General features: G+C 74.2%; 18 protein-coding genes and 1 pseudogene. 14 read left to right on the top strand and 5 right to left on the bottom strand.

Translation table 11 applies throughout. From position 1 onward, the window contains the following. Positions 1 to 239: 239 nt before the first annotated feature. Positions 240 to 836, bottom strand: a complete 597-nt coding sequence (locus tag BMW99_RS08405; RefSeq protein WP_143080521.1) for a hypothetical protein — start codon at positions 834 to 836, stop codon at positions 240 to 242. An 82-nt stretch (positions 837 to 918) separates the two neighbouring features. Between BMW99_RS08405 and BMW99_RS08400 the strand changes: the two genes are divergently transcribed. The 6 genes and pseudogenes from BMW99_RS08400 to BMW99_RS08375 all read left to right on the top strand — a co-directional run bounded on the left by BMW99_RS08400 (position 919) and on the right by BMW99_RS08375 (position 9287). After that, entirely contained in the window at positions 919 to 1824 is a 906-nt protein-coding gene (locus BMW99_RS08400; RefSeq protein ID WP_069462305.1) for a bifunctional helix-turn-helix transcriptional regulator/GNAT family N-acetyltransferase, read from the top strand. 86 nt (positions 1825 to 1910) lie between these two features. Then, the gene (locus tag BMW99_RS08395; protein WP_069462304.1) at positions 1911 to 2318 is read left to right on the top strand and encodes a DUF4259 domain-containing protein; all 408 of its coding nucleotides are present in this window, start codon (positions 1911 to 1913) and stop codon (positions 2316 to 2318) included. 80 nt (positions 2319 to 2398) lie between these two features. Continuing rightward, positions 2399 to 3340, top strand: coding sequence for a class I SAM-dependent methyltransferase (locus BMW99_RS08390; protein WP_075016520.1), 942 nt, complete (start codon positions 2399 to 2401; stop codon positions 3338 to 3340). A 393-nt stretch (positions 3341 to 3733) separates the two neighbouring features. Next, positions 3734 to 4678, top strand: a pseudogene (locus BMW99_RS08385) (ABC transporter ATP-binding protein); the annotation flags it as partial. 488 nt (positions 4679 to 5166) lie between these two features. After that, positions 5167 to 6522, top strand: a complete 1356-nt coding sequence (locus BMW99_RS08380) for an ABC transporter permease (RefSeq protein ID WP_069464157.1) — start codon at positions 5167 to 5169, stop codon at positions 6520 to 6522. An 11-nt stretch (positions 6523 to 6533) separates the two neighbouring features. Then, on the top strand, positions 6534 to 9287 hold the full coding sequence (locus tag BMW99_RS08375; protein WP_069464155.1) for a bifunctional YncE family protein/alkaline phosphatase family protein: 2754 nt from the start codon (positions 6534 to 6536) through the stop codon (positions 9285 to 9287). A gap of 98 nt (positions 9288 to 9385) precedes the next feature. Here the strand turns inward: BMW99_RS08375 and BMW99_RS08370 are convergent, their stop codons facing one another. Then, positions 9386 to 9793: a DUF5997 family protein gene (locus BMW99_RS08370; protein WP_069464156.1), complete on the bottom strand. Its 408-nt coding sequence runs from the start codon at positions 9791 to 9793 to the stop codon at positions 9386 to 9388. A 58-nt stretch (positions 9794 to 9851) separates the two neighbouring features. On the opposite strand from BMW99_RS08370, the gene BMW99_RS08365 reads away from it, so the two are divergent. Next, positions 9852 to 10703 carry a LysR family substrate-binding domain-containing protein gene (locus BMW99_RS08365; RefSeq protein WP_075016519.1) on the top strand — a complete coding sequence of 284 codons (852 nt, stop codon included), beginning with the start codon at positions 9852 to 9854 and terminating at the stop codon, positions 10701 to 10703. Between the two features lie 145 nt (positions 10704 to 10848). Here the strand turns inward: BMW99_RS08365 and BMW99_RS08360 are convergent, their stop codons facing one another. Beyond that, complete coding sequence (locus BMW99_RS08360; RefSeq protein ID WP_075016518.1) at positions 10849 to 11709, bottom strand: alpha/beta fold hydrolase; 861 nt, start codon at positions 11707 to 11709, stop codon at positions 10849 to 10851. Between the two features lie 100 nt (positions 11710 to 11809). Beyond that, positions 11810 to 12640 carry an oxidoreductase gene (locus BMW99_RS08355; protein ID WP_069463487.1) on the bottom strand — a complete coding sequence of 277 codons (831 nt, stop codon included), beginning with the start codon at positions 12638 to 12640 and terminating at the stop codon, positions 11810 to 11812. 119 nt (positions 12641 to 12759) lie between these two features. Here BMW99_RS08355 and BMW99_RS08350 point away from each other — a divergent pair, with 119 nt between their 5' ends. After that, complete coding sequence (locus BMW99_RS08350) at positions 12760 to 13671, top strand: LysR family transcriptional regulator (protein WP_075016517.1); 912 nt, start codon at positions 12760 to 12762, stop codon at positions 13669 to 13671. Between the two features lie 59 nt (positions 13672 to 13730). Here BMW99_RS08350 and BMW99_RS08345 read toward each other — a convergent pair whose 3' ends face one another. After that, positions 13731 to 15098, bottom strand: a complete 1368-nt coding sequence (locus tag BMW99_RS08345) for a glycoside hydrolase family 18 protein (protein ID WP_069466714.1) — start codon at positions 15096 to 15098, stop codon at positions 13731 to 13733. Between the two features lie 147 nt (positions 15099 to 15245). Here BMW99_RS08345 and BMW99_RS08340 point away from each other — a divergent pair, with 147 nt between their 5' ends. The 6 genes from BMW99_RS08340 (at position 15246) to BMW99_RS08320 (ending at position 21120) form a co-directional block, all read left to right on the top strand. Further along, entirely contained in the window at positions 15246 to 16367 is a 1122-nt protein-coding gene (locus tag BMW99_RS08340; protein ID WP_075016516.1) for a DUF4190 domain-containing protein, read from the top strand. A 198-nt stretch (positions 16368 to 16565) separates the two neighbouring features. Then, entirely contained in the window at positions 16566 to 17318 is a 753-nt protein-coding gene (locus BMW99_RS08335; RefSeq protein WP_069466595.1) for a GntR family transcriptional regulator, read from the top strand. 116 nt (positions 17319 to 17434) lie between these two features. Then, positions 17435 to 17887, top strand: a complete 453-nt coding sequence (locus BMW99_RS08330) for an RpiB/LacA/LacB family sugar-phosphate isomerase (protein WP_069466596.1) — start codon at positions 17435 to 17437, stop codon at positions 17885 to 17887. Continuing rightward, the gene (locus BMW99_RS40655) at positions 17884 to 18057 is read left to right on the top strand and encodes an SPOR domain-containing protein (protein WP_143080520.1); all 174 of its coding nucleotides are present in this window, start codon (positions 17884 to 17886) and stop codon (positions 18055 to 18057) included. Before BMW99_RS08330 ends, BMW99_RS40655 begins: the two co-directional genes overlap by 4 nt. Further along, positions 18054 to 18488 carry a (deoxy)nucleoside triphosphate pyrophosphohydrolase gene (locus BMW99_RS08325; protein ID WP_075016515.1) on the top strand — a complete coding sequence of 145 codons (435 nt, stop codon included), beginning with the start codon at positions 18054 to 18056 and terminating at the stop codon, positions 18486 to 18488. The genes BMW99_RS40655 and BMW99_RS08325 overlap by 4 nt, the downstream gene beginning before the upstream one ends. Positions 18489 to 18603: 115 nt before the next feature. After that, positions 18604 to 21120: a SpoIIE family protein phosphatase gene (locus tag BMW99_RS08320; protein ID WP_075016514.1), complete on the top strand. Its 2517-nt coding sequence runs from the start codon at positions 18604 to 18606 to the stop codon at positions 21118 to 21120. Positions 21121 to 21300 lie beyond the last annotated feature (180 nt).

Genomic DNA, 21300 nt, shown 5'->3' with positions numbered 1-21300 from the left:
CCATCGAAGGGATAACTGAGCCTAACCTTACTTGCAGGCCGACGTGTTGGCGACGGGTTCCCCGCGACTTCCGGCAACTTCCCGCGACCTCCCGCGAGGACCGGCAGGATCGCGCGGGGGCGGCACGGGCGGGCGCGAGCAGAGCGCGGCTCGGCCGCACGGCTTCGGGGGCGCGGGGCCGCCAGGCTGCGGGGGCGCGGGACGGGGTGCGGGCCTGGGGGAGCCGGCGGGGCGGCGGGCTACCCCTCCGGGCCGTCACCGAACAGCGGGTCGTACGGCATGTGCTCGTCGTCCGGCACCCGGGGCAGGTACTCCGGCGACGTACGCGCCGCGACGGCCATGAGGCGCTCCGCGGCCACCTCGTCGGAGACGGGCGCGAGTCCGAGCGCCGCCAGCAGGGCGTCGCGCTCGGCGTCGAACTCCGGGTGGTCCTCGCGGACTTCGGCCCCCGCCTGCTCGGGCGTGAAGCCGCTCGCCAGGTCCCGCCAGAAGGGCAGCACCACGATGAGCGTGACGGCTTCCACGAGGTCCGCGCCGATGAGCGTCGCCTGGCCCTCCGAGTCCGCGTAGAGCACGGGGCGCGCGCCGCCCCCGCCCTCCACTCCGCTCCGGCCGTCCGCCGCGTCCGCCGCGTCCCCGCACAGGAAGTAGGTGCCGCCGGCGCCACAGCCGGCGATGGGGTGCAGGGATATCCCCGTGGGGAGCACGACGTCCTCGACGGGGTCCCGCCGCTCGATGTCGAAATCGCCCGGCCAGGCGAGCGCGGCGGCCAGTGACGGGTCCTGCTCGATGCGGTGCAGCAGCGCGTCCGATGCGTTCATGGGCGATGCGTTCATGGGCGGAAGCTAGCAGGCCGCTCCGACAGTTTCCGGGGGCCCGAGCTGGCCTCCGAGACCATTCTCTGACTAGAGTCAGAGAATGGATGCTGCGCAGATCGACCAGGTCCGGCGGTTCAACCGCACCGTCACCGCCCGCGTGGGCGTGCTCCACGACCACTACCTGGGCCGCGAGCGGCCGATCGGGGAGGCGCGGCTGCTCTGGGAGATCAGCGCCGAGGGTCAGGACGTCCGGCGGCTGCGCGAGCGACTCGGGCTCGACTCCGGGTACGTCAGCCGGCTGCTGCGCGCGCTGGAGGCGGACGGGCTCGTGACCGTCGAACCGCGGCCGCAGGACCGGCGGGTGCGGACGGTACGGCTCACACCGGACGGCGCGGCCGAGCGCGAACTGCTCGACCTTCGCAGCGACGAGCTGGCCGGGTCCCTGCTCGCACCGCTCAACCCCGCGCAGCGCACCCGGCTGGTCGCGGCGATGGCCGAGGTGGACCGGCTGCTGACCGCGGCGATGGTGGTGCTGGACCCCGTCGACCCCGACCACCCAGACGCCCAGTGGTGCCTGCGGTCCTACTTCACCGAGCTCCAGGAGCGGTTCGACACCGGCTTCGACCCGGCGCTGAGCCTGCTGCCCGACGCGGGTGAACTCCGGCCGCCCCGCGGCCTGTTCCTCGTCGCACGGCTGCACGGCGAGGCCGTCGGCTGCGCCGGGCTGAAGCTTCCGGCCGGCGCCCCCGCCGAGATCAAGCGCATGTGGGTCGCGCCCGGAGCCCGACGGCTCGGCCTGGGCCGCCGCTTCCTGGCCGAACTGGAGGCCAGGGCCGCCGAGGAGGGCCGCGACCTCCTGCGCCTGGACACCAACAAGGCACTCAGCCCGGCGATCGGCCTTTACCACTCCTCCGGCTTCCAGGAGGTCCCGCCCTTCAACGACGAGCCCTACGCCCACCACTGGTTCGAGAAGCGCATCGCGCCGGCCGCGGCCCCCGGCGCGTAGCCCGCCCCCAACCCACGGGCCGCCAGGGGTCGTTGTCAGAGGCCCGTGCCAGGATCACGGGCGAGTCGAAGCCCGAGGAGGGCGCCATGGGCACCTGGGACACCGGTCCCTTCGAGAACGACGCGGCCGCGGACTTCGCCAACGATCTGGACGACGCACCCGAGCACGCACGCGAGGCGCTCGTCCGGGCCGCCCTCACCCGGGCCGTCCTGACCCTGGACTACCTCGAGGGCCCGGACGGCGACGAGGCGGTCGCCGCGGCGGCGCTCCTCGCCGCCCAGTGCCCCGGCGGAGAACCGGTCAGCCCCGCCTACGGCCCGGACGAGCCGCTTCCGCTCCTCGCCGCCGACCTGCGGGTCCTGGCCGTCCGCGCGCTCGACCGGGTGGTGGCCGAGGAGTCCGAGCCGGCCGACCTGTGGGACGACAGCCCGGACGGCCCTGCCTGGCGCGCGGGCATCGCCCGGCTCCGGACCGTCCTGAACGCGGGACGCTGACGCCCGGACGTCGCCGAACACCGCGCCCGGGACGGTAATTCGATCGCGTCCGGGCCCGGCGGTGGCTAGCCTCGCGGGCCGTGGCTTACGAGAATCCGCTGGCGTACGTCCTGGGCCTCGAAGGGCTCGCGCTCATCCGGTCGTTCACCGGGACCTACGACCGCGCCTACGTCGACGCGCGGCTCGACGAGATCCGCTCGCTCGTGGGTGGCGCGGAGTACGCGCGGCTGGCCGACGGGATCGACGTCGAGTCGCTGAGTCCCGTGGACGGTTACCGCGTCTGGTCGGAGACGTACGACGGGCCGAACACGGCGTTCGACGCGGACACGCCGCTGATCTGCGAGATCCTCGACGGCCTGCCACCCGGCCCGGCCCTGGACGCGGCGTGCGGCACCGGCCGCATGGCCGCCCTGCTGGCGGACCGCGGCCACCGCGTGACCGGCGTCGACGGCTCGGCCGACATGCTCGCCAGGGCCCAGGAGCGCGTGCCCGAGGGGGAGTTCCGCCTCGGCGAGCTGACGCGGCTGCCCCTGGCGGACGACGCGGTGGACGTGGTGGTCTGCGCGCTCGCGCTGTCGCACCTGCCGGATCTGCGGCCGGTGTTCGCGGAGTTCGCGCGCGTCCTGCGACCCGGCGGGCACCTGGTCACCTCCGACCTGCACGCCGAGGCCGTCATGCGCGGATCGCTGCCGAGGCTGCGGCTGCCGGACGGCACGCCCGGGCGGATCGCCAGCTACGCCCACCCGACCGGCGACTACCTGCGGGCCGCGCTCGCCGTCGGGCTCCAGGTGCGACGCTGCGAGGAGCCGCCGGCGGCACCGCCGCCCGCGCCGCGTGCCGAGGGCGAGCCGGACGGGCGGGGCGGCCCCGAGGTGCGGGCCGGCGTTCCGACGCCGCGGCCGGCCGACCCGGGCCCGTGGGAGGTGTGGCCGTGGTCGCTGGGCGACCTCGTTCCCGAGGCCGCCCGAGTGGCCAACTCCGGCATCCCGGTGGAGATCATCTGGCACTTCCAGCTGTCCTGACGATCCCCCGCCCGCCCGAGGAGGGATCTACCCGGATCCCCGGTCGGGCGAGCGCCTGGTCGCACACCGCCGGACGGCCGCGGCGGGTCCCGCGGAGGGGCACCCGAAGCCCGCACCGAACCCTCACCGAACCGTCCGGCCGGACCGGATGAGGGGGCCCGAACGACCGCACAACGGGCACCCGGGTGCGCATCGGAAGAAGCATCCCAACACGCCGCCGCGACCCTAGCGGGATGTGACCACGTCGCGACTCTCCGCGCAACTTCCGTTGCCAAATGGGGACTTGAGTGCGGCAGCTCCGTCGCCTGTCGTTCGCCAACCGTTCAACCCATGGTCCGGGCAGCCGCTTTCTGACCTGCCTAGTGTCCCTTGAGGTTGTGAAGGGAGGGACCGATGGACACCAAGAAGGCCGTCCCGGCCGTCCGGGCGCGAGGGATCACCAAGTGCTTCGGGGAGGTCGTGGCGCTCGACGGGATCGACCTGGACGTGGCGCAGGGCCAGATCCACGGGCTGGTCGGGCCGAACGGAGCGGGGAAGACCACCCTGCTCGGGCTGCTGCTGGGGCTCGCGGTGGCCGACGGCGGCACGCTGGAGATCCTGGGCGCGCCGGTCGGCCGCGCACTGGCCGCACCGGACGGGGTGGCCGGGTTCGTGGACGGGCCGGGTCTCTACCCCTCGCTCACCGCACGGCAGAACCTCGCCGCGCTCGCCGCGCTGCGCGGCCGCGACCGCAAGGACGCCGGCATCGACGCGGCGCTGGCCGAGGTCGGCCTCACCGATGTCGCCGACGACCGCGCCCGCGGCTTCTCGCTGGGCATGCGGCAGCGCCTCGGCCTGGCCGCGGCCCTGATCACCCGGCCGCGCCTGCTGGTGCTGGACGAGCCGGCCAACGGCCTGGACCCGGCGGGCAAGAAGCACGTGCACGGCGTCCTCACCCGGCTCGCCTCCGAGGGCACCGGCGTGGTGCTCTCCAGCCACCGGATGGACGACCTGGAGGCGCTGTGCTCCGAGGTCACCATCCTGTCCACCGGGCGGATCGTGTTCTCCGGCCCGCTGAGCAAGCTGGCCGCCGAGAACCGCGAGCTGGAGTACCGGCTGCTCACCTCCGACCCGAAGGCGGCGCTGGCGCTGGCCCGGGCGGCGGACGGGGTCCGGATCGTCGAGGAGTCCGTCGAGTGGCGCGGCTCCGAAGCGGTCGTCGTCCGCGCGCTGGTGCCGTCGCTCGACGCACTCGTCTCCCGGCTGGTCCGCGACGGCATCGCGGTGCGTGAACTCGCGCCCGTCGTCTCGCCGCTGGAGGCCGCGTTCCTCGCCCTCACCGACCCCCCGGCCGAGCAACCCGACGCCCCCGCGCACGCGGAACCCGACCGCGACCCCGCGGCGCCGGCCGAGCCCGCGGTGTCGGCGGACCGTGAGCCTGCGGCTGCGGCCAACACCGCGCCCGCGGAGGAGTCCGCGGCTGCGGCCGAGCCCGCAGTGTCGGCCGACCGTGAGCCCGCGCCCGCGGAGGAGTCCGCGGCGTCGGCCGGTCACAACCCCGCGACCACGGGCGCACCCGACACCACGGGTGCACCCGAAACCTCAACGTCCGACGTCGAGTTCGCGGCTACCTCCGAGCCCGCGGCCGACCGCGACCCCGCGGACGCGGAAAGCCCCGCGCACGCGAATGCGCCCGCCCACTCGGGCGAACCCGCGCACGCGGAAAGCCTCGCGCATGCGGAACGCCCCGCGCACGCGGAACGCCCCGCGCACGCGGAACGGAATGCGGGCGATCCCGCGGAAGGCGACAAGCAGGAGGCCGTGCGATGACCGCCACCGCAACCGCGATGCCGGAGGAAGACAACGTTGTCAACGGGGGAGTCCGCCGCGTCCACCCCGTCTCGGTGGCCCGCGGCTACCGTTTCGAACTGGTCAAGCTGGTCTCGCAGTGGCGGATCCGCCTGCTGCTGCTGGCCTGCTGGGTCGCGCCGGCGCTGTTCGTCGCCGGCGTCAGCCAGCAGAGCACGCTGCCCAGCGACACCCTCTTCGGCCGCTGGATGCACGCCACCGGGTGGGCCGGGCCGCTGGTGATCCTCGGCTTCGCCGGGACGTGGGCGCTGCCGCTGCTGACCTCGGTCGTGGCCGGCGACGTGTTCGCGTCGGAGGACCGCCTGGGGACGTGGCGCCACCTGCTGGTGGCGGTGCGCTCGCCGCGCCGGATCTTCGCCTCCAAGGCGCTCGCCAGCCTCACGGTGATCCTGCTGATGGTGGCCGGGATCGCCGTCTCCGGTGTGGTCGGCGGCCTGCTGGCAGTGGGCGACCACCCGCTGGTCGGGCTCGACGGGCACCTGCTGGCGCCCTCCGACGCGGCCGGGCAGGTCTTCCTCGCCTGGGCCTGCGTCATCGCGCCCACGCTCGCGCTCGCCGGGATCGGCCTGATCGGCTCGGTCGCGCTGGGCCGTTCGCCGATGGGGCTGCTGCTGCCGGCACTGGCCGCGCTCGCCATGCAGCTCGCACAGATGCTGCCGCTGCCGGTGGCGGTCCGGGTCGCGCTGCCCGGCTACGCGTTCATCGCCTGGAACGGCCTCTTCACCAGCCCGCAGCAGGTCACCCCGCTGCTCATCGGCATCGCCATCAGCCTGGTGTGGGCGGTACTCGCCACGGCCCTGGCGTATCTGCTGTTCCTGCGGCGGGACTTCACCAACCTGACCACCGACACCTCCGGACGGCGCGCGTTCGCCGTCGGGTTCCTCCCGCTGGCCGCTCTGGTCGGCGTCACGATCGCCCTCGTCGGCGTCTCCACCCCGTCCATGGGGTCGGGGATCAGCCAGGCGAAGGTGCAGAGATCACTGGCCGTCGAGTTCGCGCACCTGTACCGCATGCAGACCGCCGAACTCCACCGCCCCGCCGTGACGGAGGCCCAGCTGCGGGTCTCGGCGGCGTGCAACAAGGGCGACGACGACGTGCCCGACGAGGGCGCCGGCAACGACTGGCGCTGCGTCGTGTCCTGGCACGTGCCCGGTGTGCAGGTCACCGGCCAGGCCATCTACCAGCTCGACATCACTGCGGACGGGCGGTACGTCGCCGACGGCGACGGACCGAAGGAAGTAAACGGCTACTTCCTGGTGCGCACCCAACAGGGCGACGCACCGAACCCGTTGTGGCAGTTCGACGGCAACGTCGAGCTGCTGTCCACCACCTGAAGGGAATAACAATGCAGGTAATACGGCAGCGTCGCAGCACTGAGAAGGAGCAGATCACCCTTCTCGGTCGACGTGTCGGCCGCCGGACGGCTCTGGTCACGGCGTGCATCACGGTCGCCCTCGGCGTCACGGGCACCGCCGTCGCCTCCACGCAGCAGTTCGGCACCCAGCAGGTCGGGCAGGTCACGTCCAAGGGTCAGGTCGTCGCGGACGACCAGTACATCGACCCGTACGGCGCCCGCACGGTCATCAACGACGGCAAGATCATGTCGTCGACCGTGAGCCCGGACGGCAGCACCCTGGCGGCCGCGGTCACCGACGGTGACGCCGCGCTGGTCATCATGGACCTCAAGACCGGCCAGGTGAAGCAGAAGGTCGGCACCAACGCCGCGGACACGCTGAGGATCTCGAGCGCGTCGGTCGGCCAGGAAGGCCCGACGTACTCGCCCGACGGCAAGCAGCTGTGGCTGGGCCAGAGCGACGGCTACACCAAGTTCACCGTGAACGCGGACGGCACCCTCGCCAACCCGGTCGCCGTCTCCATCCCCGCGGTGGGTGCCGCGCACGCCCTGGTCGGCGCCGCGGTGTTCTCCGCCGACGGCTCGACCGTGTACGCGGCGGTCAACGGCCAGAACAAGGTCGTGGCCATCGACGCGGCGACCGGCACCGTCAAGCAGACCTGGACCACCGGCACCGCGCCGCGCGGCATCGTCCTGGTCGGCAGCAAGCTCTACGTCAGCAACGAGGGCGGCCGTCCGGCGAAGCCGGGCGAGACCACCATCAACTCCTACGGCACCAACGTGCCGGCCAACCCGGAGACCGGTGCCTCCACCACCGGCACGGTCAGCGTCATCAACACCGCGGACGCGTCCGCCGCCGTCGGCACCATCGACGTCGGCCTGCACCCGACGGCCGTGTACGCCAAGAACGGCACGGTGTTCGTCACCAACACCGCGGACAACAACGTCTCGGTGATCAGCACCGACCGCGACAAGGTCGTGCAGACCATCGCCACCCAGCCGTGGCCCGAGGCGTCGGTCGGCTACGAGCCGAACGCCGTGACGCTCACCGACGACGGCCACCTGCTGGTGACGCTGGGCCGCGCCAACGCGGTCGCGGTGTACAAGTACACCGACGCGCACGAGCCGGCGTCGTACGTCGGCCTGCTGCCGACCGACTACTTCCCGGCCGAGATCACCACGGTCGGCAAGCAGGTCGTCGTCTCCAACACCCGTGGCATCGACGCCCGCCGGCCCACCACCGCGGCCGGTCACGGCACCCACGACACCACGTCGAGCCTGACGCAGTTCACGCTGCCCAGCGACAAGGTGATCCGCTCCTACACGTCCAAGGTGTTCCAGCAGAACGGCTGGACCAACAACGACGTCAAGGTGGCCCACGGCAGCAAGGCCAAGGCCGTGCCGGTCCCGAAGCGGATCGGCGACCCGTCGACGATCAAGCACGTCTTCCTGCTGGTCAAGGAGAACCGGACCTACGACCAGGTCTTCGGTGACATGCCGCAGGGCAACGGCGACCCGTCCGTGACGCAGTTCGGCGCGAACGTGACGCCGAACCAGCACGCGCTGGCCTCGCAGTTCGGCCTGTACGACAACTTCTACGACGTCGGCACGAACTCCGCCGAGGGCCACAACTGGCTGACCCAGTCGGACAACCCGGAGTACACCGAGTCCTCCGCGGGTGAGTACACCCGCAGCTACGACACCGAGAACGACGTCCTCGGCCACCAGAAGACCGGCTTCATCTGGACCGGTGCCGAGGCGGCCGGCCAGTCCGTCAAGGACTACGGCGAGTTCCAGTCGCTGGAGACCAAGCCGGCCGGCGCGACGTGGCAGAACCTGTACTGCGACGCCAAGACCATGCAGACCACCGGCTCGCAGACCCAGTACCCGATCCAGACCGGTTCGGCGATCCCGTCGCTGAACAAGGTCTCGGTGCCCGGCTTCCCGCTGTTCGACACCAGCGTGCCGGACGTGTACAAGGAGCAGGTCTGGCAGCAGGACTTCGAGAAGAACGGTCCTGCCAACCTGAACATGTTCTGGTACTCCAACGACCACACCGGCGGTCCGGCCAACTCGGCCGCCCAGGTCGCGGACAACGACCTCGCGGTCGGCCGGACGATCGACACGATCACGCACAGCAAGTACTGGAAGGACTCGGCGATCTTCGTCGTCGAGGACGATTCCCAGGCGGGCCTCGACCACGTCGACGGCCACCGTGCGCCGATCCAGATCATCAGCCCGTACGCGCAGCACGGCACGGTCGACAGCCACTACTACTCGCAGATCACGATGATGCGCACCATCGAGCAGATTCTCGGCATCCAGCCGATGAACCAGCGCGACAGCGCGGCGACGCCCATGTACGGCGCGTTCCAGAGCAAGCCGGACTACACGCCGTTCACCGCGGTGCCGAACAAGACCTCGCTGACGCTGGGTGTCTCCCCGGCGCCGACCTGCGGTGTCGACACCCCGGCGGCGCAGGACCCGGCCGCGGCTCCCGCGCCGACCTCGGCGGTCGTCCCGGCGGCCGAGAAGTCCGTCGCGGCCCAGTGGACCGCCTGGAAGTCGCACCAGCGGCTGACCGGCGACAAGGCCGTGCCCGACTTCGCCAACCCCGAGCAGATGAACCGCTACACCTGGTACGACAGCCACAACTGGTCCACCCCGTACCCGGGTGACAGCAAGATCCTCGCGCCGAACGACGTTCCCGGCGCGTACGTCCCGTCGTCCGAGAACGACGGCTGATCACACCGCTCGCACGACGAGGGCCCCCGCCCGGCGGCGACGCCGGGCGGGGGCCCTGCCCTTCGTGTGAGGGCCGCGCGGGCCGGGGCGCCGGGGGGTCAGCGCCCGGTGCCGTCGGCGTCGTCGCCGCTGCGCTCCGCGTGCTTCTGCTTGATGCGGGCGGTCTCCTTGCGGACCTCGGCCTGGGTGGCGCGCTCGCGCTCCAGCCAGTCGGGGTTCTCCTGCCGGAGGTCCTCGATCTGCCGGGTGGTGAGCGCCTCGGTCACCCCGCCGCGGGCCAGCCCCGCGATGGACACGCCGAGCCGCGAGGCGACGACCGGCCGCGGGTGCGGGCCGTCGCGCCGCAGGTCCTGCAGCCACTGCGGAGGGTCGGCCTGCAGGGCGTTCAGCTCGGCGCGTGAGACCGTGCCCTCCTGGAACTCGGCGGGGGTGGCCTGGAGGTACACACCCAGCTTCTTGGCCGCGGTCGCGGGCTTCATCGTCTGGGCGGTCTTCTGCGACGTCATGCCGTCAAGGGTAAAGCGCGCGCGTGCCCCTGCTGACCGGCACCGATAGCCTTGCGGGGTGACAGGCCCGGCTAAGACCCCAGCGTTCCGGCTCGCCTACGTCCCCGGCGTGACGCCGGGCAAGTGGGTGCGGATCTGGAACGAGCGGCGGCCCGACGTGCCGCTCGCCCTCGTCGCGGTGACCGCCGGGGAGGCGGAGGACGTGCTGCGGGAACGCGGCGCCGACGCCGGCCTGGTCCGGCTGCCCGTCGACCGCACCGAGCTCAGCGCGATCCCGCTCTACACCGAGACGACCGTGGTGGTGGTCCCGAAGGACCACTACGTGGCGGCCGCGGAGGACGTGACGCTCGCCGACCTCGCCGACGAGATCGTGCAGCACCCGCTGGACGACGCCCTCGACTGGGGCGGCGCGGCGCCGCCCGGCCGGCCGGCGTTCGAGCGCCCGGCCACGACCGCGGACGCGATCGAGCTGGTCGCGGCCGGTGTCGGCCTGCTGTTCGTCCCGCAGTCGCTGGCCCGCCTCCACCACCGCAGGGACCTGACGTACCGGACGGTGTCGGACGCGCCGCAGTCCGGCGTCGCCCTGTCCTGGCCGGAGGACGCCACCACCGACCTCGTCGACGACTTCATCGGCATCGTCCGCGGCCGCACCCCCAACAGCACCCGCGGCCGCGCCGCCCAGCAGGCCCAGGGCAGGCCCGGCCCGGCGGGCGACGCCAAGGCGGGCACGCCCGCCAAGCCCGCCAAGCCTGCCAAGGGGGCGAAGTCCGCGAAGTCCGCGAAGTCCGCGAAGTCCGCCGGTTCGGCGAAGGCGGGCGGGTCCGGGAAGTCCGGCGCGAAACCGGCCAAGCGCGCCGCCGCGCCCTCCGCCCGCTCCCCCCGCCGCGGAAAGCCCCGCGGCCGCGGCTAGGCCCGCCCGGCACATGCCGCCGTCCGCCCCTCGCGGGCGGGGCCCGCGGTGTCTCGTGCTCGCGCCGGGGGCGTGCCGGGCCCCGCGGGACAGGCGGGGTGCGGCGGGCAGGTCCTCAGGGCCCCCGGGGCCGTAACCGGGCTGGTCAGGCCGGTTCCGCCTCGTCGAGGAAGGCCGCGACGGTCCGGGTGAAGTGGGCCGGGTCGTCGAGCCAGGGGAAGTGGCCGCCGCCGGGCTGGACGACGAGGCGGGCGCCCGGGATCATCGCGGCCATCGCCGCGGCCACCCGCGGGCGCGGCCCGCCGTCGAGTTCGCCCGCGTAGAGCAGCACCGGCGCGGTCAGGGCGGAGATCGCCGCACGGGCGGCCGACGGGTCGAACGCGCCGGCCGCGGCGTACCGTTCGCCGGCCTCCTCGTTGGACTGCTCGACGTCGGCGGCGCTGTGCGCCTGCGCGGCGGCGTCCCAGCGGCCGTAGAAGAGCGGTGCCACCGCGTCCCAGTCGGCGTCGGTCGCGGTGCCGGCCAGCACCTTCTCGAAGGCGTTCGCGGCGGCCGGGTACCAGGGCTCGCCCGCCCGCAGGGAGGCGGCCTCCCGGCGGTGGTCCGGGGTGAACTCGACGCCCAGGACACGGCCGCGGGCGGTCACCAGGGTCAGCGAGCGGACGCGCCCGGGGTGCGCGGCCGCGTATCCGAGGGCCAGGTCGCCCGCCGCCGAGTGGGCGAGCAGGTCCATGCGGTCCAGGCCCAGGTGGACGCGCAGCGCCTCGACGTCCGGCACCTGCCGGTCGACGCGGTACGTCGCCCTGTCCTCGGGGACCGCGGAGCCGCCGGTGCCGCGCAGGTCCAGCAGGACGAGCCGGCGGTGCGCGGCCAGGCCGCCGAGGTCGCCCAGGTAGGCCGACGCGCGCATCGGCCCCCCGGGCAGGCAGACGAGCGGGGCGCCGCCTTCTCCTCCCGCGGTGCGGTAGGAGAGGACGGTGCCGTCGGGCGCGCTGAAGGTGGGCATGGGTCGATGATCCACGGGGGCGTCCGGCCGGGACAAGCCGGTTGCGGTGGGCGCCCGTTCCCGCGCGCCCACCGCGGACCTGCCGCCGCCGTCGGTCGCGCTAGGCGGGGAAGGACGTGGCGGTGGCCCGGTCGCGCCAGGCCTCGATGCCGTCCTGGACCCGGGTCAGCGCGGTGGAGACCGCCGCGACGCCGTCGGGGCCGAGGGGGAGGTGCAGTGGGGCGTCCTCCGCGTCGAGTGCGGCGAGGATGACGGCCGCGGCCCTGGCCGGGTCGCCGGCGACGGCCCCGCTGCCCGCGGCCGCCATCTTCCGGGTGGCGCCGACCGTGTCCGCGTAGTCCGGCAGCTCGCCGGGGCTGGTGGTGACGTTGTCCATCAGCGACGTCCGGAACGCGCCCGGCTCGACGATCAGCGTCCTGATGCCCAGCGGCCCCACCTCGTCCGCCAGCGCCTCGGTCATGCCCTCCAGGGCGAACTTGGTGCCGGAGTACGCCGAGAACCCGGCGAAGGACATCCGCCCGCCCATGCTGCTCATCTGCACGATCGCGCCGGACCTGCGCTCCCGCATGTGCGGCAGCACCGCCCGCACCAGGGCCGCGGGCCCGAAGACGTGCACGTCGAACAGCGCCCGCAGCTCCTCGTCGGTGGTCTCCTCGAACGCCCCGACGTGGCTGCGGCCCGCGTTGTTGACCAGCACGTCGATCCGCCCGTGGCGGGCGACGACGTCGCTCACCGCCTCGTCGATGCGGGCCGCGTCGGTGACGTCCAGCCGCAGTGCCTCCACCTGGTCGGGGTGCGCGGCCACCAGGTCGTCGAGCGTGCCGGCCCGGCGGGCGGCCGCGACCACGATGTCGCCCGCGGCCACCGCGGCCTCGGTGATCGCCCGGCCGAAGCCGCTGTTGGCTCCGGTGACCAGCCAGACCTTGTTCATGACGTCTCCCGTTCATCCCGCTCGCGACAGTGGTGCGGACTTGTGCGGGCTTCCCGCCCGCGGTGCCTCCAGCCTCGCGCCGGTCCCGGTTGCCCGTCCAAGACCTGTCGTGATAGCCGATGGTCATGGACGTTCACGGGCGGGACCTGCGGTACTTCACGGTCGTCGCCGAGGAGCTGCACTTCACCAGGGCGGCCGAGCGGCTGTACGTGTCGCAGCCCGCGCTGAGCAAGCAGATCCGGGCCCTGGAACGGCAGTTGGGCACGCCGCTGTTCGTCAGGGACCGCCACGGTGTGGCGCTGACGGCGGCGGGGACGGCGCTGCTGCCGCACGCGCGGCGGGTGCTGGAGGCGTGGGACGCGGCGCGGGGGGCGGTCGAGGAGGCGAAGGCCGCGCAGCGCAGCACGCTCGTGGTGGGGATGAGCACCAGCCCGGGGCGCGGCGGCCTGCTGCCCGCGGTCCGCTCCCGCTTCACCGCGGCCTGCCCGGAGGCGGTGCTGCGGCTGCGGCAGGTCGGCTGGGAGGACCCGTCGGCGGGTCTGGCGGACGGCACGAGCGACGTGGCGTTCGTCTGGCTGCCGCTGCCCGGCGAGGACCGCTACGCGCACCTGGTGGTCGCCGAGGAGCCGCGGCTGGTGGCGCTGCCCGAGCGGCACCCGCTGGCCGGCCGGGACGCCGTCGACTTCGCCGAGCTGGCCGCCGAGCCGTTCCTGGCGCTGCCGGCCGCCGCGGGCCCGCTGCGGGACTACTGGCTGGCGCTGGACGCCCGCGGCGGGCGCCCGCCGCGGATCGGCGCGGAGGTGGCGAGCACCGAGGAGACGTACGAGGCGCTGACCGCGGGCCTGGGCGTGGTGCTGCTCGCCGCGGGCAACGCGCCGCTGGTGAGCCTGGGCGGTGTCGTCACGCGCCCGGTGCGGGGCATCAGCCCGAGCCGGTTCGCGCTGGCCTGGCGGCGGGACGCGGCCGGGCCGCTGGTGCGGGCCTACGCGGCGGCGTGCCGGCAGGTGGTGGAGGGTGGCGACCGGACGTAGTGTGCGGTGCCCGGACTCCCGGCAGGGAGGGGAGCCCGGGCACCGTCGGTGGCCTGCCGTCAGTGGTGGTGCGGGGTCAGGCCGTCGTGGATCGCCGTCATCAGCTCACCGTCGGACGTGTCGCCGTCGAGCGACCAGACCATGGCGCCGCCGAGGTGCGCGGCCCGGATGAACGCCGTCTTCTGGGCGATGACCTGCGGGTCGTCGTAGGTCCAGAAGTTGGTGCCGTCGTAGAGCCAGGCGAAGCCGTCCCTGGTGTCGCGGTGGACGGTGTACGTGCCGGACTGGGCGAGGACCTTGAGGGCGTGGTAGTCCTCGTTGCCGGCCTGCCAGGTGGCCGGCGCCGGCCCGGTCGACGGCTGGAACAGGCCCGCCGTGCCGCCGTCGGGCACGCCGGTCCAGCCCTGGCCGTAGAACGGGACGCCGAGTACGAGCTGGCGGGCCGGCGCGCCGCGGCGCAGCCAGTCGCCGATCGCCTGGGTGTCGCTGAAGTCGTGGGCGACCGGGGTGGCGGCCGGCGCGCGCAGCGCCGACTGCTGGTTGGTCGTCGCCTCGTACGGGCCGTGGAAGTCGTAGCCCTGGACGGTGCCGAAGTCGAGGTAGTGGAAGATCTTCCGGGCCTCGAAGCCGGCGTCCATCTTCGCCGGGGCGGCGGGCAGGAACGCGGACAGGTCGTAGTGCTTGTGGGTGGTGCGCCCGTAGGCGTCGAGCTGGTGGCGGAACTCCGCGGCCAGCGCGGTGAAGTCCTGCTTGTCCTCGGGCCGGTAGACGGTGGAGGTGTCGCCGGCGGAGCCCGGCCACTCCCAGTCGATGTCGACGCCGTCGAACAGGCCGGCCGCGGAGCCCGGGCCGCCCTTGCCGTCGAGCAGCGGCAGGTTGCCCTTGATGAACAGGTCCAGGCACGAGGCGACGAGCGCCTTGCGGGAGGCGGGGGTCCTGGCCGCGTCGGACAGGTGGGTGGACCAGCTCCAGCCGCCGATCGAGATCATGACCTTCAGGCCGGGGTGGGCGGCCTTCAGTTCCCGGAGCTGGTTGAAGTTGCCGGCGAGCGGCTGGTCCGCGGTGTCGGCGGTGCCGTCCACCGAGGTGGCCGCGTCGACCGGGTGCTGGTAGTCGGCCCACGCGTCCGCCTGGCCGGCGACGTTGCCCTCGAAGCAGGTCCCGTCGGCGCCGACGTTGGCGAACGCGTAGTTGAGGTGGGTGAGCTTGGCGGCGGTGCCGGACGTCTCGACGTTCTTCACCTGGTAGTTGCGTCCGTAGATGCCCCACTGGGTGAAGTAACCGACGCTTCGGTACGACGAGCCGGCCGCGGGGCCGGAACCGTCGTGGGCTTGCGCGGAGCTGCCGCCCGCGAGGGCGGGCAGGACGGCGACCACCGAGAGGGTGGCGGCCGTCGCGGCCAAACGGCCGAGGATTCGACGACGCATGGCCGGACGCTATTGGCCTAGACCAATAGGGGTCAAGGGGAATGGCGCAACCCGTGCCGACCGGTCGCCAAGTGGTGCCTGAGAGGCTGCTGGGACGGCCGTACGGGGCCGGGCGGCGACCGCCGCGGCGGACCGTACACTCCCCGGGTGGACATACCCCCGCCCCCTCCGCCGACACCGTCGCCCGAGGACGCGCCGCCGCCCGGCGCGGTCCCCACCCAGGCCGACGGCCCCTCGTACGCCGACGCCGTTCCGGCGCCCGCGGCCGCGCCGTTCGACGCGGCCGCCACCACGGACGAAGCCGCCACCGGCGCCGACGCTCCCGCGACCGCGCAGCCCGCCCCTCCCGGAGCGTTCGGATCCGACGCCCCGCCGCCGGTGCCGCCCGTACCCGGCGGGACCGACGCCCCGCCGCCGGTGCCGCCCGCGCCCGGCGCCCCGCTGCCGCCCTTCCCGCACCCCGGGCAGCAGCCGCCGTTCGGCGGTGCGCCCGGCTGGGGTCAGCCGCAGGGGCCGCACCCGTACGGCCAGCAGCCGTACGGCGCGGGGCCGTACCCCGGCGGCAACCCGTACGGCCCGGTCGGCGGCCCGTACGGCTACCCCGGGCAGGGCGGCTGGTACCACCCCGTCGAGCAGGGCACCAACGGCCTGGCGATCGCCGCGCTAGTGGTCTCGCTGACCGCGTGGTGCGTGCCGTTCCTCGGCATCGTCTTCGGCGTCATCAGCCTGCGGCAGATCCGGCGCACCGGGCAGCGCGGCCGCGGCATGGCGATCGCCGGCATCATCATCAACGCCATCGGGACCGTGGTGATGGCGCTGACCGTCACCCTCGCGGTGATCGGCGCGCTCGACGACGGCAACACCAAGGTCCAGGACCTGCGGGCCGGCCAGTGCTTCAACACCGTCGGCACCTCGCTGTCGGACTACGGCGACGCCGGCACCCGCTCCACCTCCGTCGACGTGGTGCCCTGCGGCGACGAGCACGACGCCGAGGCGTACGCGGTGTTCACGGTCGACCCGAGCCTGGGCCCCGACTACCCGGGCGAGGACCGGATCGCCACGGTCGCCGACGAGAAGTGCGCCTCGGAGTCCGACGCGTACCTGGGCGACGCGACGCTCCCCGACGGCCTGGACATCTACTACTACCTGCCGCCGCGCGAGGGCTGGGACCGCGGCGACCGGGCGGTGACCTGCTTCTTCGGCAGCATGGACGGCAGGGTGACGGGTTCGGCCAGGACCGGCGGCGACAGTTCGGGCGTCGGCGTCTGACGGGACGGCGGTGATCCGGGCCGTGCGGCCCGGTCCGGCGGGCCGTTCCGCCGGACCGGGCCGCGGGACCCGGCCCGTGGGGCGATCCGCGGGCCCGGCGGCGGGGTGCATCCGGAACGTGACGTTCAGGGGAAGGCTTGCGGTCGAGTACCGAGGGTTGCCAAGCTGTTGCGGACAGTCAACCCCTGGGAGGGGCACGTGGCCTTCGGTGAGCAGCCCGCCTACCTCCGCGTCGCCGAGGACCTGCGGCGCAAGATCCTCGACGGCACGCTCCCGCCGCACGCCCGGCTGCCCTCGCAGGCCCGGATCAGAACGGAGTACGGCGTCTCGGACACCGTCGCCCTGGAGGCCCGCAAGGTCCTGATGGCCGAGGGCTTCGTCGAGGGCCGCTCCGGCTCCGGCACGTACGTCCGCGAGCGGCCCCGCCCCCGCCGGATCGTGCGCAGCGGCTACCGGCCGTCCGGCCCGCCCACGACGTACCGTCAGGAGCAGGCGGACGAGGGCAGCAAGGGCAGCTGGGAGTCGCGCAGCGTGCAGGACATCGCCGGCCCGGACATCGCCGAGCGGCTGGCCATCGTCCCCGGCGAGCGCGTGATGCGCACCCAGTACGTCTTCCGCACCGAGGGCGAGCCGTCGATGCTCACCACCTCGTGGGAGCCGCTCGCGCTGACCTCGCGCACCCCCGTGCTGCTGCCCGAGGAGGGCCCGGTCGCCGGGCAGGGCGTGGTCCCGCGGATGGCGGCGATCGACGTCCTGGTCGACCACATGGCCGAGGAGGTCGGGGCCCGCCCCGGCCTGGCCGAGGAGACGGCCGCGCTCGGCGGGGTGCCGGGGCACATCGTCATCGAGATCCGGCGCACCTACTTCGCGTCCGGCCGCCCGGTGGAGACCGCCGACGTGGTCATCCCGGCCGAGCGCTACCGGGCGGTGTACCACCTGCCCGTAAGGTGATCCGTTCCGCCGCCTGTTGACGGAGTGTCAACGGTCGGACGATCAGCTGGCCGGATCAGTACCTCTTCGTGGTAATCCGTACCCGCGCTGTGAACCTCGGGCGTAGGGTCGGGCATATGCGCATCGCCGTTTCCTCGGACACGGATGAACCGGTGGCCCGCCAGCTCGTCGACGAACTGCGGCGCCGCGGGCACACCGTCGTGCCCTTCGGGGCTCTGGGCGCCGGCGACGACCGGGCCGACTGGGCCTGGAGTGCCGGGGCCGCGGCGCGCGCGGTGGCTGAGGGCGGCGCCGACCACGCCGTCGTCTGCTGCTGGACGGGGACGGGCGCGTCCATCGCCGCCAACAAGGTGCCCGGAGTCCGCGCAGCGCTGTGCGCGGACGCCCCGACCGCCGACGGCGCGCGCAGGTGGAACGACGCGAACGCGCTGGCGCTGAGCCTGCGCACGCTGTCGGGACCGGTGCTCCAGGAGATCCTGGACGCCTGGTTCGCGGGCGCCCCCAGCCAGGACCAGGAGGACAGGGACAACGTCGCGCACCTGCGCGCGCTCGAGGGGGGACCGTCGTGACGACGGAGCTGGTGTGGGCGCTGATACGCCAGGACGAGGGTGGCAACCGCTACCGCGTGGGCCGGTACGCCACCCGGGCGGAGGCCGAGCGGGTGGCGAAGACGCTGGTGGCCGGGGAACGGCAGGTCTACGTGGTCGAGCGGATCTCCCCCACGGCGGCCCCGGCGTGAGCCGACCCCGCGTGGTGGTCGCGGGCGCCGTGTTCGACGAGGCGGGGCGGTTGCTGGCCGCGCGCCGCACCGCGCCGCCCGAACTGGCCGGGCGCTGGGAGCTGCCCGGCGGGAAGGTCGAGCCGGGGGAACGCGCCGAGGACGCGCTGGTGCGCGAGTTGCGGGAGGAACTGGGTGTCGCCGTCCGCCCGCTGGAGCGCCTGCCCGGCGAGTGGCCGCTGACCGCGGACCTCGTGCTGCGCGTCTGGACCGCCGTGATCCTCGACGGCACTCCCCGCCCTCTCCAGGACCACGACCTCCTGTGCTGGGTCACCCCGGCCGAGGCCCCCGCCCTCGGCTGGGTCCCCGCCGACCGCCCCGCCGTCGAGGCGCTGCTCGCCGCCGTCACCCCTCCGGGTGCCGGGGCCCGCCGGGACGGCTCCGCCGGCTGAGCCGCTCCACCGGCCCGACCCGCAAGAAACGGGCATTATCGGGTAAGAGGGGATAAACCCTTCGTGTGGCCGGGTGGCGACGTCCGGCCCGGACCCGGTCGGGGGTGGCAGTGGCATGAGCGACACCGGCGACGCCTCCCCCGACCATGCGCCGCCGCCGCCCGCGGAGCGGCCGGGGGGCACGCTGCTGGACACCCTGCGCGTCGCCGTCGTGATGCTGGACACCAGCGGCCGGGTGCTGCTGTGGAGCCCGCTGGCCGAGGAAGTGCTGGGCTGGGCGGGGGAGCACATCGTGGGGCGGCGGGTCGGGGGGCTGTTCGGCCCGGCCGAGGCGGTGGACACCCGGTCCGGCGGGCCGCCGCGCCTGCGCAGCATCCCCGAGCCCGGCCGCGCCGAGAAGATGCTCGCCGAGCTGCTGCGCACCGGCCGCTGGGACGGCATCCTGTCGCTGCGCCACCGCGACGGCCACACCGTGCAGGTGGAGACCCGGGCCAGCCTGCTGGTCGACGGGGACGGCCGGCCGTTCGTGCTCGCCTCCATGGTGGAGACCAGCCGGCTCATCACGCTGGAACAGGATCTCGCCGCGCTGGACGCGCTGTTCGACTCCTCTCCGCTGGGCGTCGCCATCTTCGACCGCGACCTGCGCTACGTCCGGGTCAACGAGGCGCTGGCCGACATGAACGGCATGCCGGCCTCCGCGCACCTCGGCCGCACCGTCGCCGAGGTGCTGGACCCGGCCGTCGCCGGTGAGCTGACGAAACTGCAGCGCGAGGTGCTGGAGACGGGCCGGCCGGTGATCGACCTGGTGTCGATGGCACCCCGCCACCGCGGCCACCGCTCGGTGTCGTACCACCGGCTGGTGGACCGGGCCGGGCGGGTGCTGGGCGTCAGCGCCACCATCATGGACGTCACCGAGCGGGTGCACGCCGCCGCCAAGGCCGAGCGGGTCCGGCAGCGCCTGGCGCTGCTCAACGAGCTCGGCTCGCGGATCGCCGGCGTGCTCGACGTCCACCGGGCCTCCGAGACCCTCGCCGCGGCCCTGGTGCCGGGGTTCAGCGACTACGCGGGCGTGATCCTGCACGCCGAGTCCGCCGAGGGCGGGGCGCTGCCCAGCGTGCCGTACAGCGAGAGCACCCCGATGCGGCAGCTCGGTGTGGCCGCGGCCCACTGGAGCCCCGCGGCGTCCCGGATGCTGCGCCGCGGCCAGCTGATCTCCTTCACCAAGGAGTCGGTGTTCGGCACGGTGCTGCTGACCGGCGAACCCCGGCTGGTGTCCTCCGAGGAGGAACTGCGGCAGACCACCTTCCCCGACGACCCGAAGATCGACGCCGCGGTCGAGCTCGGTGTCACCTCGCTGCTGGCGCTGCCGCTGCGGGCCCACGGGGTGGTGCTGGGCCTGCTGGTGGTCAGCCGGACCCGGAGGCGCGAGCCGTTCGACCACGACGACCTGGCGCTGGCCGGCGAGCTCGCCGACCGGGCGGGCGCCGCACTGGACAACGCGCGGCTGTACGTGCGCGAGCGGGAGGGCGCGCTGACGCTCCAGCGCAGCCTGCTGCCGCAGACCGTGCCCGAACCGCCCGGTGTGGCCATCGCCTTCCGCTACGTGCCGGGCAGCAGCGGCGCGGAGGTCGGCGGCGACTGGTTCGACGTCATCCCGCTGGCCGGCGGGCGGCTCGCCTTCGTGGTCGGCGACGTGATGGGCCACGGCCTGGGCGCCGCGGCCACGATGGGGCGGCTGCGGACCGCGGTGCGCACCCTGGCGGGGCTGGACATGCCGCCGGACGAACTGCTGCGCCGGGTCAACGAGTTGGGCGACGACCTGGCCAGCGGGTCGGTCGAGGGCTGGATGGCCACCGCCGTCTACGCCGTCTACGACCCGTCCACCCGGCGCTGCACCCTCGCACAGGCCGGGCACGTCCCGCCGGTGCTGGTCGAGCCGGCGCCGCGGGACGACGACCCGGCCGCGTACACCGCCCGGCTGCTGCAACTGCCCACCGGCGTCCCGCTGGGCGTGGGCGGCGTGCGCTTCGAGTCCGCCGAGTTCGAGGTGCCCGACGGGGCGGTGCTGGTGCTGTACACCGACGGCCTGGTGGAGGCCCGCGGACACGACATCACCGACGGCCTGGAGCGGCTGCGCCGCACCCTCAGCCGCCCACTGCACTCGCTGGAGGACGCCTGCGACGACCTGCTGGCGATCATGGAGCCGGGCCGCGAACCGGACGACGTGGCGCTGCTGATGGCCCGCCTCGGCGGCCTCCCGGCCGGGTCGACCGCCGGCTGGACGTTCCCGGCCGAGGCCAGCGCGGTGCGCCTCGCGCGCCGCCGGGTCCGCGACACCCTGGTGCACTGGGACCTGGTGACGCTGTCCGACGTGACGGTGCTGCTGGTCAGCGAGCTGGTCACCAACTCGCTGCGCTACGCGCACGGCCCGATCGGGGTGCGCATGGTCCGCGGCACCTCGCTGCTGGTGGAGGTCTCCGACCCGCTGCCCGACCCGCCGCAGGAGCGCACCGCCGCCGACACCGACGAGGGCGGCCGCGGGCTGCAGCTGGTGGCCCGGACGTCCCGGCGCTGGGGCACCCGGCACGGCCCGCTGGGCAAGACCGTCTGGTTCGAACTGGCCCTGCCGTAGCGGCCGCTCGCCCGCCGCCGCCCGCCCGCCGCCGGTCCGCCCGGCCGTGCGCCCGGGGTGTCAGGGCCCGCCCGGCCGGCCGTGCGACGGGTCGCACGACGCGCCCGGGTGGCGCGCGGGGTGGCGTGGGAGCGCGGGGGCGCGGGGCGGGCGGCGACCGGGTGCGCCGCGCCACATGGT

Source organism: Actinacidiphila rubida (assembly GCF_900110255.1).
GTDB lineage: Bacteria > Actinomycetota > Actinomycetes > Streptomycetales > Streptomycetaceae > Actinacidiphila > Actinacidiphila rubida.
Note: the sequence above shows the minus strand (reverse complement) of the source record. Positions and strands in the feature narration are given on the sequence as shown.

Coding starts and splice junctions, on each gene's coding strand:
- BMW99_RS08330 (WP_069466596.1), top strand. CDS start 17,435: ATGCGCATCGCCGTTTCCTCGGACACGGATGAACCGGTGGCCCGCCAG.
- BMW99_RS08360 (WP_075016518.1), bottom strand. CDS start 11,709: ATGCCCACCTTCAGCGCGCCCGACGGCACCGTCCTCTCCTACCGCACC.
- BMW99_RS08380 (WP_069464157.1), top strand. CDS start 5,167: ATGCCGGAGGAAGACAACGTTGTCAACGGGGGAGTCCGCCGCGTCCAC.
- BMW99_RS08320 (WP_075016514.1), top strand. CDS start 18,604: ATGAGCGACACCGGCGACGCCTCCCCCGACCATGCGCCGCCGCCGCCC.
- BMW99_RS08345 (WP_069466714.1), bottom strand. CDS start 15,098: ATGCGTCGTCGAATCCTCGGCCGTTTGGCCGCGACGGCCGCCACCCTC.
- BMW99_RS08400 (WP_069462305.1), top strand. CDS start 919: ATGGATGCTGCGCAGATCGACCAGGTCCGGCGGTTCAACCGCACCGTC.
- BMW99_RS08355 (WP_069463487.1), bottom strand. CDS start 12,640: ATGAACAAGGTCTGGCTGGTCACCGGAGCCAACAGCGGCTTCGGCCGG.
- BMW99_RS08395 (WP_069462304.1), top strand. CDS start 1,911: ATGGGCACCTGGGACACCGGTCCCTTCGAGAACGACGCGGCCGCGGAC.
- BMW99_RS08375 (WP_069464155.1), top strand. CDS start 6,534: ATGCAGGTAATACGGCAGCGTCGCAGCACTGAGAAGGAGCAGATCACC.
- BMW99_RS08405 (WP_143080521.1), bottom strand. CDS start 836: ATGAACGCATCGCCCATGAACGCATCGGACGCGCTGCTGCACCGCATC.
- BMW99_RS08350 (WP_075016517.1), top strand. CDS start 12,760: ATGGTCATGGACGTTCACGGGCGGGACCTGCGGTACTTCACGGTCGTC.
- BMW99_RS08370 (WP_069464156.1), bottom strand. CDS start 9,793: ATGACGTCGCAGAAGACCGCCCAGACGATGAAGCCCGCGACCGCGGCC.